Origin of the sequence: Moryella indoligenes (genome assembly GCF_030812885.1) — a bacterium.
Lineage (GTDB): Bacteria > Bacillota > Clostridia > Lachnospirales > Lachnospiraceae > Moryella > Moryella indoligenes.
In genome coordinates this window covers 160,063-172,790 of the sequence record NZ_JAUSTO010000002.1, presented here as the reverse complement: position 1 = coordinate 172,790, position 12,728 = coordinate 160,063, and the positions used below count along the sequence as shown (strand labels likewise).

The following is a 12,728-nucleotide window of genomic DNA, read 5'->3' as shown; positions in this document are numbered from 1 at the left end:
ATGACACAGGCAGCGGTATGTGGTATAATATAGACAGTACAAATGCCATGCTTGTCTGTCGTCGGAAAGGAGGACAAAATGTTACAGACAGACAAGATTACCGCTTTATATTGCAGATTGAGCCAGGAAGATATGCAGGCCGGGGAAAGCGAGAGCATACAGAACCAAAAGATGATTTTACAAAAGTATGCTGACGAACACCACTTTTTCAACACGCGCTTTTTCGTAGACGACGGATTTTCCGGCGTGAGCTTTGAGCGTGAGGGGCTTCAAGCCATGCTGCACGAAGTTGAAGCCGGGAACGTGGCGACCGTCATAACAAAAGACCTCTCCCGTCTGGGACGTAATTATCTGAAAACCGGGGAGCTGATAGAGATTGTTTTTCCCGAATATGAAGTGCGCTACATTGCCATTAACGACGGTGTAGACACAGCAAGGGAAGATAACGAGTTTACCCCTCTGCGGAACTGGTTCAACGAGTTTTACGCCCGCGACACTTCAAAGAAAATCCGGGCTGTCAAACAGGCAAAGGCGCAGAAAGGCGAGCGCGTCAACGGGCAAGTGCCTTATGGGTACATAGCTGACCCCAACGACCGCAATCATCTATTGCCCGACCCGGAAACGGCGCACATTGTAAAACAGATTTTCGCTATGTATGTGCGCGGCGACCGTATCTGCGAAATCCAGAACTGGCTACGGGAACATGAGGTATTGACTGTTGCAGAATTGCAGTACAGGCGCACAGGAAGCCACAGGCACCCCCGCCCACACCCGAATTGTATTTACAACTGGCCGGATAAGACGCTCTATGACATTCTGGCGCGTAAAGAGTATTTGGGGCATACCATTACAGGCAAGAGCTATAAGGTATCTTACAAATCGAAAAAGACGAAGAAGAACCCGGAGGAAAAGCGTTACTTCTTCCCCAACACACACGAACCCTTGATTGATGAAGAAACCTTTGAGCTTGCACAGAAACGGATTGCCACCAAACACCGCCCTACAAAGGTTGATGAAATTGACATTTTTTCGGGGCTTCTCTTTTGCGGGGACTGCGGCTATAAAATGTATCTGCAACAGGGAGCCGGGACACTGGAACGCAAACACGCCTACACTTGCGGCAAGTATCGAAACAGGATAAGGACTGGCGAGCTTTGCACTACCCATTATATCCGAAAGAGCGTCCTTAAAGAACTTGTCCTTGCCGATTTACAAAGGGTATTGTCCTATGTGAAAGAGCATGAACAGGAGTTTATCGAAACCGCCAACGAGTGCAGCGCAAAGGCAGTACAAAAGACGCTGACGCAGCAACGGAAAGAGCTTGACAAGGCGCAGAGCCGGATTAGCGAGCTGAATATCTTGTTCCGCAAGCTCTATGAGGACAACGCTTTAGGGAAACTTTCAGATGAACAATTTGCTTTTCTGACTTCCGGCTATGACGAAGAAAAAAAGACGCTGACCCGGAGGATTGCGGAACTGTCACAGGAAATTGACAACGCCACCGAGCGCAGCGCGGACGTGAAAAGGTTTGTCGCACTGGTACGCAAATACACCGCCATTACCGAACTGACCTACGAAAACGTCCATGAATTTATTGACCGCATTCTTATTCACGAACTGGATAAGGAAACGAACACCCGCAAAATCGAAATCTTTTATAGCTTTGTCGGCAGAGTTGATACAGGCGACAAGCCTACTGAAAGTATCTCCTATTTCAGACAGATTGGAGCCGACGTAAAGAGTTATGCTATCTAACATACATCAAAAAGAGGTAAGATAACACCCTCTGCAAAAAAGGTTACGTTATCTTACCTCAACAAAGTTCGCCCCAGAATAACCGTCATCTGTGTACCATTGCAGATTGGAAAAGCCGTTCTGCTTCGCATAGGTTTCAAGAATACGCTTCTGGTTTGAAATAGAATTGCTCTCACCTTGCAGCTCGTCCTCGTGGGATAATCTCGGATAAAGGGCGGTAATAAGGTTTCGGGTGGTCTGTCTTAACATAGTGTCCTCCATTTCCGACAGCCAGCCCCACTATTCCGTATGACTATCATACCACACGCCGGGGCTGGCTGTACAGTCCTTTCTGCTTCTTTACGTCCCGTCAAATTGCCGATTTTTGTGTAGCAGCTTCCGCTTCCAGCACTTTCAGCATTTTATCGGCGGCGGTGGCGGTGGTGTCCTGCTTGAAATAGCCGGAAACGACAAGGACAGAATTACCTATGCGGATTTCCGTCACGCAATCCGGGCGGCGGGTGCTGCGGTCATTCTTTGGGGTGTTGGTCATAGGCGGCTCTCCTTTCTGTTCATCAGCTTTTTCAGTTGTCCCATTTTCTCCTGCGCCGTGGCTTTTCGGAAGTTGCTCCCGGTAAAGCGGACAGGAGAACACATTTCAATCAGACGGTCATAAATGCGGGCGTGGGCGGTGTCCTCCGGGTGCTGCAAGTCCTCCAGCGTGAGATTAGTCGTGACGATCAGCGGCCTGCCGCTGCGGTAACGGCTGTCAATCACGTTGTAGACCTGCTCTAAGCCGTATTCCGTTCCCCGTTCCATTCCAAAATCGTCAAGGATAAGCAGCGGGAAGCTGCAAAGTCGGGAGATATATTCATTCCTGCCCTCAAAGCTGGTGCATTGGAAGCGAAATCCGACAACGTGCCGTCTTTATTTAGGCGGTACGTTTTTGTCGGTAAAGAGGTTAGATTATAAGCCACTGTGACCTTATAGGTATCGTCATCTTCATCCCATACAGTGACGGAGTTTACGAAAAGGTCAATGAGCATACGGCAAAACTCTTCATCTTCAATACTGCCGCCCCGAAACTGTTCTAACCAATAAATAACCTGGGCTTTGTCCAGTTCAACAATATCCTCAGATTCTTTCTTAGCCTGTGCTTGCAGGTCTTTCTTTTCTTTCTCTAATTCACCCATACGCTTTACAAGCATATCTGGGGCTGATCCCGACTCAATAGCTTTCAGAAGGTTGTTGAGGGATACGTCTACCTGGTGGATACGGTCACGAATAGTTGGAAGGGCTGAATCCAGTTCAATCTCATTTTGATTCTTTTCACAGGCAATAGAAGCAATCTGTTCTATATATTCATCTGTAAGGAGCGATAGTGCGTCTTGGGCAACCAGTCTTTCTATGAACTCCTTACGGATATTCTTTTTATTGCAATCAACATTGCCGTTCTTCTTTCCGTAACACTGATAGTAATAGTAATTTCCCGCATTGCAATTTCCGTTCATTTTACTACCACAATGTCCGCAGAAGATTTTACCACTAAGTAAGTAGACCACTTTTGCTTTGTTCCGGGCAGGTGCATTTTTAATCTTACCGACTCTAAGTTGCACCCTATCCCAGAGTTCTTTGTCGATAATAGCAGGTATGGCGTTCTCTGCTCGGTAGTCATGGAAGGTGTAGACTCCGATGTATCTCTCATTACGAAATATTTTGGTGAAAGAACTCTTTCCGAAAGCTGTACCCTTTGAGGTCTTGTACCCACGGGCATTAAATTGACGGCAGATTTCAGCAACCGTTTCTCCGCCCGCATATTTCTCAAAGGCTTCTTTCACAAGGGGAGCCGTTTTAGGGTCTATCACCAGTTTTTTATCTTCAATCTTGTATCCCAGAGGGACTGCCCCTCCTATAGAGTTATGCTTATAGGCTGACTCTCTCATACCACGGTTAATTTTCTGGGAGAGTTCGGCACTGTAGAACTCAGCCATACCTTCAAGCACTGATTCCAGAATGATACCTTCTGGGTCATTGCTGATATTTTCTGTGGCTGAAATAAGCTGTACCCCGTTACGCTTCAAGCGATATTTGTAGGTGGCTGAGTCATACCGGGAACGGGCGAAGCGGTCAAGTTTGTATACGATTACAGCGTCAAACAAGCCCTTCTCAGAGTATTTTATCATCTTGAGGAACTGGACTCTCTTCTCAATGTCTTTACTGGCAGACGTGGCTCTGTCAGCATATATCTCTACAATTCTAATATTATGCCGCTTGCAGAAATCACGGCAAACACGGGTCTGCCCTTCAATAGATTGCTCAGTCTGATTATGGCTTGAGAATCTAACGTATAGGCAGGCTGTTTTTATATCCTCATACATGGTTCTTCCTCCATTCTATAAAATCAATTACCCGGCACTTTCGTTGCCCCCTTTTCGCTTCTCGCACATACAGGTGGTAATAATATTGAATCTGCCTTGCGTGGAAGCGGAACGAAATGCGTCAAGCAGTAATTGCTCTTCTTCGGTTAGGGAAATCTCTACTTTCGGATAAGGTGAATCGGATAAACAGAATAGATAGTCAGTAGAAACGTGAAAATATTTAGCCAGTCTTAGTACAGCTTCGGCACTGGGCGCATATGTTCCCTTTTTCCATTTGCTAAAACTGCCATTAGATATACCTGTAGCAGCTTCAAGGGCTTTTACTGTTAATCCCGACTGTTTTTGTAACTCCAAAATGCGTTCTAAGGTATCCATAAGAACCCTCCTAAAAATAAATTTGGGAAAACTCTAAAATACCTGTTGACAATTTGGGAAATCTCTACTATATTGAATATGTCAACAAAAGTTGTTTACAGGGTATAAGAAATAGCCCCTCCGGGCTGTAAATTTTACCCCGCAGAGTTTTCAATGGTATATGGGTGTGGTAGCTTCATTATAACCTTTGGAGATTCTGTTGTCAACTTTAGTTTACAAGATTCTAATATGAAAGGAGGAAGCGAAAACGTGGAGGAACGTGAAAACATTCGTGAGCGGCTTAAAAAGCACAAGCTGTCTTACGTCTGGTTGATTGGTCAGCTTGCCTTGCGGGGTATTGTGACTGATAAGACAGAGATGAGTTCAGTAATTTCGGGAACCAGAAACGGTACTAAAGCGGACGCAATCATTGAATTGTCCATAGATATTCTGGACAAGTATGAAAATGGTTCCGTCCTCGTTGATGGGGCTTAATGCTTCGCACATTAGAAGGAAGCGCACTTTGTTCTGTCCTTGCTGACAGGGTAAAGGAATACTTCAAAGATGAGGAAAACCGCAAGAAGTTTGAAATCTGGTATCAAGAAAAATACGGTAAGCCGTACAAGTGGAGGAAAACACAATGAAAGTAAAAAGAATGATTAAGTCTGACGTTGATACTTTTAAGGTTGGAGATATTATCGAGGTCAAACTCACGGACGGTGTGAAGGCGCAGGCTATGGCTATGCAGCAGGAAGAGGACGGCATGATTTTCTGCCTGGTTGATTGCCTGCCTGGTGAGTGCCCAATGAACAGCACCCGTACCAACGAAGGAGGTTACGAAGAGAGTGACCTGCATAAGAAGCTGAATGGTGAGATTCTGAATCTCTTCCCGGCAGAACTCAAGGCTATGATGGCTCCGTTTGACAACGGTGATCTGCTCCGTCTGCCGACTGAGAAAGAGATTTTCGGAGAGAACTACTATGGTGAGTACGAAAGCCCGTATGTGAAGCAGTGGGAGCCTATGAAGAAGCGCAGAAACCGTATGGCGTTCGATGGCAGCAAGTATGAGAACTTACAGTGGTACTGGCTGATGAACAAGGTCAGAGAATCCGCTACTTACTTCTCCTTTGTCAACGGCAGCGGTTATGCGGACAACGACGGCGCTTCGTACTCTTTTGGCGTTCGCCCCGCTTTCAAAATCAAGAATCGTTAATCTGCACCTCCTTGTGAGGTGCAATGGGAGCAGAAGCCTATGAAGCAAGTGAACAAAACAATGGGAAACCACTTTGAAGAGGAACTGTGTGAACTTCTGGCAGAGCAAGGTTTCTGGGCGCACAATCTGGCACAAAACCAGGTAGGACAACCCGCAGACGTGCTTGCGGTTCGGGATAACATAGCAGTCTTGATTGACTGCAAGGTATGTTCTAACAACCGCTTTCCGTTATCCCGGATTGAGCCGAACCAGGAAGCGGCTATGACCATGTGGGAAGCCCAGGGCAATGAGCATTGTTACTTTGCTATGAAGCTGAATGACGGACAGATTTATATGATTCACTTCGATGAGTTATGTCTGCGGCAGCTTTACGGACAGGGTAGCATTACAGAGTCAGAGTTTCCAGAGTACAAGACCTTTCAAGAGTGGTTGGAGGAAATGGATGTTTATAGAAATCGGGAGCCGATTGAAAATCCTTGACCCCTCACCCGAACTGATTAAGTGGTGCAAAGAGAATCTGGAAATGACAAACCCAGAGTATCAGCAAAAAGCACGAATGCACCTGTGGCTTGGGAATACCCCACGAACGCTTTATCTCTATGAGGTGAACGGTAATAGCTTGATTCTCCCATTCGGGTGTCTGAGAGCAATTCTGCCGCTTCTGGAAGGAGATGTGAAGAAGCTGTTCAAAGAGCCGAAGAAGGTTGACTACGGCGGTAAGGTTCCGCTGTATGACTACCAGGAAGAAGCAGTTGCGGCAATGCTGATAAACCACTACGGCATTCTACAATCCCCTGCCGGGTCTGGTAAGACTCAGATGGGAATTGCCCTGGCGTGTGCGTTAGGGGTAAAAACCCTCTGGCTGACACATACCAAAGACCTGCTGACGCAGAGCAAGAGCCGTGCAGAACAGTACGTTGATTCGAAACTACTGGGAACGATAACCGAAGGAAAGGTCAATATCGGCGAGGCTATGACCTTCGCCACAATCCAGACCATGTGCAAATTGGACTTAGACCAATATAGAGATGAGTGGGACTGCGTGATTGTGGATGAGTGTCACAGAGTAAGCGGTACACCTACAGCGGTAACCCAGTTCTCAAAGGTGCTGAATACGCTGTGTGCCAGACATAAGTTCGGGCTGTCAGCAACCGTCCATCGTTCGGACGGCATGATAAAAGCAACCTACGCAATGTTAGGTCAAGTAGTATGGACTGTTCCAGATGAAGCAGTGAAGTCCAGGGTTATGACAGTAAGTGTTCTGCCGAAAGGTACGGACGTGAAACTGAGTCCTGCTTATCTGAACAGTGACGGCACAATTAACTACTGCAAAATGATTACCTACCTCACAGAATGTGAGAGCCGAAACAAGATTATTCTTGATGACTTAATTGAGAACCGTGAGCATTTCAATCTGATTCTATCAGAAAGAGTTGACCATCTCAAATACCTATATGAGCAGTTACCTTTGAAGTTAAGGGCGCAGGCAGCGGTGATAGATGGAAAGATGACCAGTAAGAAGCGGAAAGCTGAACGGGAACAGGCTATTGAGGATATGAGGATTGGCAAGAAACGGTATCTGTTTGCAACATATTCCCTGGCAAAAGAAGGTCTGGACATTCCCAGACTGGACAGATTGTACTTAACAACCCCCCAGAAAGACTACGCAGTAATAGTTCAGAGTGTAGGACGTATTGCCCGAACCTTTGACGGTAAGGAGCAGCCAATAGCTTATGACTATGTGGACTGCATACGGTCATTGCAAAAATCTTTCAAACAACGATGTACCAGTTACAGGAAGTGCGGGTGCGAATTTATAGGAGATTGACATGAAGAATAAAGTTCTGAAAACAGTCGGATATATCGTAGGCATAACGTGGCTGTTCACTGCCTGCGCTCTGGATGATGAAGTCTACGGGATGACAATGCTCTTCATCAATGTTCTGTGTATGGCATACCTGGCACTGTTCTCCTGGGCAAATAACTGGTGGTATGACTTGGAGGACTACGAAGATGAAGATGACGAAGAATGTGAAGAACCACTTCACTACGGCTCAAATTCTTCTGGCAGGCGTAGAAGAGAGTATGGGAGTCGAACCCGGCAAGTGGGGCGTAATTCCTCCCGAACACTCCAAAGCGTCAATAATTCGCCGTTGCGTACAGGCAAGGCAAGAACTCTTGCAGGTACAAAAGGCTCTGGAAGAAGGGCGGTATAACGATGGTTGAGGGAACCTACATATTCGACTGTGAGGTATTTGCCCATGACTGGCTGTTTGTGTTCAAAGAAGTAGCCACGGGAGAGTACACGGTTATCTGGAATGACAATGATGAAGTTCTGGCTTTCATGGAGCGTAACCCGTATCTGGGTGGCTTCAATAACAAGCACTACGATAACCACATACTCAAGGCAGTTATGTGTGGGTTCACCCCGGAACAGGTGAAGGAGATAAATGACCTCATCATTGTTCACGAATTAAACGGGTGGGACATTCCCGCTCTGAGAGAGTACCGGGTCTATTTTGACAGTTTCGACCTCAAGGATGATTGCCAGGACGGGGTATCCCTTAAAGGGATTGAAGCCCACCTGGGTATCCCGATTGAGGAAACAGAGGTTGATTTCAATGTTGACCATGTTCTCTCTGAATCAGAAAAGGCACAGACTACTTACTACTGTAAGTACGATGTGGACGCAACAGAGATTCTTTTCAAGTTGCGGCAAGGTTATCTGGATAACAAAGTGGCTGTAGGCAGGAAGCGTGGTTTGACAGACAGGCAGGCTATGTATATGACCAATGCCAAACTGACAAGCGTGTACCTGCAAGCCCAGAAACCAGAGAAGCCATGGACAGACGAAAGAGATTATCAGTATCCAGATAAGCTGCTTCGGCAGTATATTCCGCAGGAAGTATTTGACTTCTTTGACAAGCTGCATGACCCGAACATTCCGAACTACCTTCTGTTTGGTGGCTACGATGAACAGGGTGTAAAGCACAAGGGAGCCGCCCTGGATTTTTCCATTGGTGAGTGCAAATGTACGATAGCCTACGGAGGTATCCACGGTGCAATTCCTACTTATGTGGAAGAAGCTACTGAGGGTAGGTCAATCCGAAACAAGGACGTGGCAAGTTATTACCCGCACTTGATGACCATTCCTCTCTCAAAGGGACAGAAATACGGCTTCTGTAGTCGCAATATCCCGTCCCCGCAGGTGTATGTAGATACCTTGGAAGAGAGAGTACAGGCGAAGAAAGCCGGGGATAAGGTCACAGCAAACGCTCTGAAACTGGTACTGAACACCACCTACGGAACCATGCTTAACGGTAAAGATGGCGTGGCTTTCAATGACCTGTATGACCCTCTGATGGGACGTTCAGTTTGTATCACAGGACAGCTTCTCCTACTGGAACTGTCAATGCACTTGGTCAGTGAGTGTCCGACTTTGAAAATCATTCAGCTTAACACGGATGGTATCATGGTAAGTTTCGACAACTCCGATGAAGCAAAATGGCAGGAAATTACCCAGGAATGGCAGGACAGAACCGGGTTTGAACTGGAAGAGGATTTCATTCAGAAAATTGTGCAGAGAGATGTAAACAACTACGTTGAGGTTCCTGTGGGTGACGGTAAGCCGAAGGTCAAGGGTGGCGCACTGGTGAGAGGTATTCTGACCAATGCAAACATTGACTTTACCAAAATGGGACTCCCTGCCTGGGAGAACATGAGTGGTGGCGCATGGAATATCAACAACAACGCTGTGATAGTGGCAAAAGCCATACAGGATTACTTTGTAAAGGGTGTAGACCCAGAAGAAACGATAATGGCAAGTAAGAATATCCTGGACTTTCAGATTATCGCAAAGGTTGGAGGTAAGTATTCCGGGTGCTATCAGATGGTAGGTGATGAACAGGTTCCTGTCCAAAAGGTCAACCGGGTCTATGCAACGGCAGACAGACGGTATGGAACTATCTACAAGACCCACGCTGTAACAGGCAAGGCTGCAAAAGTTCCCAGTCTGCCAGTTCACTGCATGGTAGACAACAATAATGAGTTGTCTATTGATGTGGTAGACCGTAACTGGTATCTGAAACTGGCACAGAAGAATATCCGTGAGTTCCTGGGTGTGAAACCGCCTCGGAGGAATACAAGGAGAATCAATTCCTTGAAAAAGAAATCTTTAGCATTATTCGATTAAGGAGGACATTAGCAATGGCTAATATTTATGAAGCAATGAACGTGCGCCAGAAGTTGGCGAAAGCAAGACTGTACTTTCTGAACCAGAAGGTACAGAAGTCGGGTAAGAATATGCACCTTGAGTTCAAGTATTTTGAGTTAGAGGATATTGTTCCCCCGGCAATCCGTATCTTCGCCCGTGTCGGTCTGACCACCAATATTGAGTTCACCGATGACAAGGCTGTTATGAGCGTGTTCAACGCTGACAACATTGAGGAAGCCCCGATGACCTTCACCGTTCCCTATCGTGAGGTCAAGCCCATTATCAGTAACCAGGGCAAGGAAGTCACCAACCCTATGCAAGCTCTTGGCTCTTCCATTACCTACCTGCGCCGTTACCTCTGGATGGCAGTTCTGGATATTACTGAACCCGATGACATTGACGCAAACCTTGGTTCTGATGACCAGGTAGAGGAAGAAGAGATTCCTGCTCCGAACCCGGAAACGGCTAAGAAGGAGAAGAAAAAGAAGTCTGCTGCACCTGCTACTCCGAAGGAGCGTGAGGAAGCTAAGAAGGAAATGACGGGTACTGATGGACAGGCTGATGAGTTGCAGATTAAGGCACTCAAAGAAGCCTGCAAGACTCTGATGGACAAGGATTCCGACCAGGAAGAGTTTGTTCAGCAGATTGCCATGAAAACCAATGGCTTCACCCATGTCACCCGTGCAGCGTGTGAGCAGCTTATTCAGAACCTTGGTGAGATGATTGCCGCCTACGGTGAGTAAGGAGGGCTGAGTCATGGCTGACAATGTAAACCATCCCGCTCATTACGAAACCGGGAAGTTTGAGTGCATTGACGTTATGGTGGAAACCCAGGGAGTAGAAGCCACGCAGAACTTTTGCGTGTGCAACGCTCTCAAGTACGTGTATAGGCACAAGAAGAAAAACGGTATGGAAGATTTGCAGAAAGCAATCTGGTATCTGAACAAAGCCGTTGAGTTGGAGGAAGCAAAGAATGACAAAACGACAAATCATTAAGTGGTTGGAGTCGCAGAGCGAAAAGGCATTAGCCGAAGTAGAAACCCAGAGTGAAAAGGCTCTCAACACTTACTATGCAGAGAGAAATGGGAGAATCGGTCTGGAAGATACGGCAACCAGTATTGCTGCTCTTATGCAGCAGGCTTACAGTCTGACTGAATCCTTCAAAGAGAAGGTGAAAGCGGAATATCCGGGGGTTGATACCCTCTGTGGTTACTACGGTTCTATCTCTTATAAACTGGCAAATATGAGTTCTCAAGCTGAAATCCGTTCCTGTTTGCTTAAAGAGTTTGAGGACGGAAGAACGGAAATCAGAAAGGGTATCAAAGCCCGAAAGAATGAAATGATTAAGGGTATTACCGATAACTACAGGAATGTGATTGCCAATGTAAGCAATATGAAGAATGCAAAACTGGCAATGGAATATCTCAAGAGCCTTGGGTTTGACTTGAGTGACCTGGTAAAAGCCGATGAAAACCCTGTGACCACGGCGTTGTCCGTGAAAGTGGATACACGATTTCTGTTCATAGGAGGTAAGAAAAATGAAGTGGAATGATGATAAGACCATTACTATCACCCCGCCGAAGCGTCCTAAGAAAATTACGGGTACACGCTTTGCGGCGATTATGGGGCTGAACAAGTGGACAACCCCGTTCAATGCCTGGTGTGCAATCACCAGAACCTACGAAGAGCCGTTTGAGGACACAATCTATACCGTTGCAGGTAAGACGATTGAGCCGAAGCAGGCTGAGTTTATGAAGAAGTCTTATTTCATGACCAACCTCATCACACCTACGGATGTGTACGGGGCTGACTACTTCCAGAAAACCTGGGGTGACTTCTTCAAAGAGAGTCCTATCTTCGGTGGTATGTGGGACTATCTTCTGGTTGACAAGGACGGCAAGCCTACTACGGTTCTTGAGATGAAAACCACGAAGAGGTCTGAGGATTGGGTTGAGGATATTCCGGAGTACTACGCTTTGCAGGCTGCGCTCTATGCGTACCTTCTGGGTGTAGATGACGTGATTATGGTGTGTAGCTTCCTGGGTGACAAGGACTATGAGAACCCGGACGCATATCAGTGTAGCACTGAAAACACCATCGTTCGTCCTTTCAAGCTGTCTGAGCGTTATCCCGAACTGAAAAAGACCGTCAAGAAGGTTGAGAAGTGGTGGAAAACTCATGTTGAGAGCGGTGTTTCTCCGAAGTTCGATGAGAAAGCGGACGCAGACATTCTGAAAGTCCTGCGTGATAACAACCTGTCCCCGGACACTGACATTGCTGCTCTGGTTGCCGAAGCAGAGCAGTTGAAGAAACACATTGATGAGGTCAAGGGTACTGTAGCTGACGATGAGAAGAGGTATAAGACGATTACCGATATACTCAAGAAGGAAGCTATCAGCCAGTTCAAGGAGGGCGATAAGACCGTTACTATCAGCGGTGCTTCCTTCGACTGGGTTACCTCTAAGACCATGAAAGACCCTGGCTACGATATGGTGAAAATGCAGGAGGACGGCATTGATATTGAGAAGTATCATGGCACACCCGAACCGCAGTACCGCTTTACTCCGAAAGCCAGAAAGGAGTCCGCATGATAAGATACCTCAGTCTTTTTAGCGGAATTGGAGCGTTTGAGAAAGCACTGGATAATCTGGGTATTCCCTATGAACTGCTTGCAATGAATGGTATCTCCAAAACACAGATTTACAAGATGGCAGGAAACTCCATCGTGGTTACAGTTCTGGAACACCTGTTCAAGCAGATTTATACACCTGGTACTCAGAGTATTGATTCTCTCAAGAAGAAATCTCTGGATATATTAAACACCTTATAAGGAGGA

15 protein-coding genes and 2 pseudogenes are annotated in these 12,728 nt (G+C 46.6%); 12 read left to right on the top strand and 5 right to left on the bottom strand.

Annotated features, from left to right (window positions below; all coding sequences use genetic code 11):
- Positions 1 to 78 precede the first annotated feature (78 nt).
- Positions 79 to 1,755, top strand: a complete 1,677-nt coding sequence (locus J2S20_RS02315; RefSeq protein ID WP_019727566.1) for a recombinase family protein — start codon at positions 79 to 81, stop codon at positions 1,753 to 1,755.
- A 63-nt stretch (positions 1,756 to 1,818) separates the two neighbouring features.
- On the opposite strand, the pseudogene J2S20_RS02310 reads toward J2S20_RS02315, so the two are convergent.
- The 5 genes and pseudogenes from J2S20_RS02310 to J2S20_RS02290 all read right to left on the bottom strand — a co-directional run.
- Positions 1,819 to 2,004: pseudogene (locus J2S20_RS02310) on the bottom strand (recombinase family protein); the annotation flags it as partial.
- 100 nt (positions 2,005 to 2,104) lie between these two features.
- Complete coding sequence (locus J2S20_RS02305) at positions 2,105 to 2,287, bottom strand: transposon-encoded TnpW family protein (protein WP_002605634.1); 183 nt, start codon at positions 2,285 to 2,287, stop codon at positions 2,105 to 2,107.
- Positions 2,284 to 2,625, bottom strand: a pseudogene (locus tag J2S20_RS02300) (ATP-binding protein); the annotation flags it as partial. The gene J2S20_RS02305 and the pseudogene J2S20_RS02300, both read right to left, overlap by 4 nt.
- A complete protein-coding gene (locus J2S20_RS02295; protein WP_307252671.1) occupies positions 2,526 to 4,112 on the bottom strand; it encodes a recombinase family protein in 1,587 nt (528 codons plus the stop codon). The pseudogene J2S20_RS02300 and the gene J2S20_RS02295, both read right to left, overlap by 100 nt.
- A 27-nt stretch (positions 4,113 to 4,139) precedes the next feature.
- Complete coding sequence (locus J2S20_RS02290) at positions 4,140 to 4,487, bottom strand: helix-turn-helix domain-containing protein (RefSeq protein WP_307252669.1); 348 nt, start codon at positions 4,485 to 4,487, stop codon at positions 4,140 to 4,142.
- Positions 4,488 to 4,736: 249 nt separating this feature from the next.
- Between J2S20_RS02290 and J2S20_RS02285 the strand changes: the two genes are divergently transcribed.
- The 11 genes from J2S20_RS02285 to J2S20_RS02235 all read left to right on the top strand — a co-directional run bounded on the left by J2S20_RS02285 (position 4,737) and on the right by J2S20_RS02235 (position 12,722).
- Positions 4,737 to 4,961: a hypothetical protein gene (locus tag J2S20_RS02285; protein ID WP_227162021.1), complete on the top strand. Its 225-nt coding sequence runs from the start codon at positions 4,737 to 4,739 to the stop codon at positions 4,959 to 4,961.
- A 145-nt stretch (positions 4,962 to 5,106) separates the two neighbouring features.
- Positions 5,107 to 5,679 (top strand): DUF6273 domain-containing protein, encoded by a 573-nt coding sequence (locus tag J2S20_RS02280; protein WP_307252666.1) that lies wholly within the window; start codon positions 5,107 to 5,109, stop codon positions 5,677 to 5,679.
- A gap of 39 nt (positions 5,680 to 5,718) precedes the next feature.
- Entirely contained in the window at positions 5,719 to 6,159 is a 441-nt protein-coding gene (locus J2S20_RS02275) for a PDDEXK family nuclease (RefSeq protein WP_015552394.1), read from the top strand.
- On the top strand, positions 6,122 to 7,507 hold the full coding sequence (locus tag J2S20_RS02270; protein ID WP_307252661.1) for a DEAD/DEAH box helicase: 1,386 nt from the start codon (positions 6,122 to 6,124) through the stop codon (positions 7,505 to 7,507). Before J2S20_RS02275 ends, J2S20_RS02270 begins: the two co-directional genes overlap by 38 nt.
- Position 7,508: 1 nt before the next feature.
- Positions 7,509 to 7,895 (top strand): hypothetical protein, encoded by a 387-nt coding sequence (locus tag J2S20_RS02265; RefSeq protein ID WP_307252659.1) that lies wholly within the window; start codon positions 7,509 to 7,511, stop codon positions 7,893 to 7,895.
- A gap of 2 nt (positions 7,896 to 7,897) precedes the next feature.
- A complete protein-coding gene (locus tag J2S20_RS02260; RefSeq protein ID WP_307252657.1) occupies positions 7,898 to 9,871 on the top strand; it encodes a DNA polymerase elongation subunit (family B) in 1,974 nt (657 codons plus the stop codon).
- A gap of 14 nt (positions 9,872 to 9,885) precedes the next feature.
- A complete protein-coding gene (locus tag J2S20_RS02255; RefSeq protein ID WP_307252656.1) occupies positions 9,886 to 10,635 on the top strand; it encodes an ERF family protein in 750 nt (249 codons plus the stop codon).
- Positions 10,636 to 10,648: 13 nt separating this feature from the next.
- Complete coding sequence (locus J2S20_RS02250; RefSeq protein WP_307252654.1) at positions 10,649 to 10,888, top strand: DUF3310 domain-containing protein; 240 nt, start codon at positions 10,649 to 10,651, stop codon at positions 10,886 to 10,888.
- A complete protein-coding gene (locus tag J2S20_RS02245) occupies positions 10,866 to 11,444 on the top strand; it encodes a hypothetical protein (protein ID WP_307252650.1) in 579 nt (192 codons plus the stop codon). Before J2S20_RS02250 ends, J2S20_RS02245 begins: the two co-directional genes overlap by 23 nt.
- A complete protein-coding gene (locus J2S20_RS02240; RefSeq protein WP_307252648.1) occupies positions 11,431 to 12,483 on the top strand; it encodes a YqaJ viral recombinase family protein in 1,053 nt (350 codons plus the stop codon). The genes J2S20_RS02245 and J2S20_RS02240 overlap by 14 nt, the downstream gene beginning before the upstream one ends.
- Positions 12,480 to 12,722 (top strand): hypothetical protein, encoded by a 243-nt coding sequence (locus J2S20_RS02235; RefSeq protein ID WP_307252645.1) that lies wholly within the window; start codon positions 12,480 to 12,482, stop codon positions 12,720 to 12,722. Before J2S20_RS02240 ends, J2S20_RS02235 begins: the two co-directional genes overlap by 4 nt.
- The last annotated feature ends 6 nt before the right edge of the window (positions 12,723 to 12,728 follow it).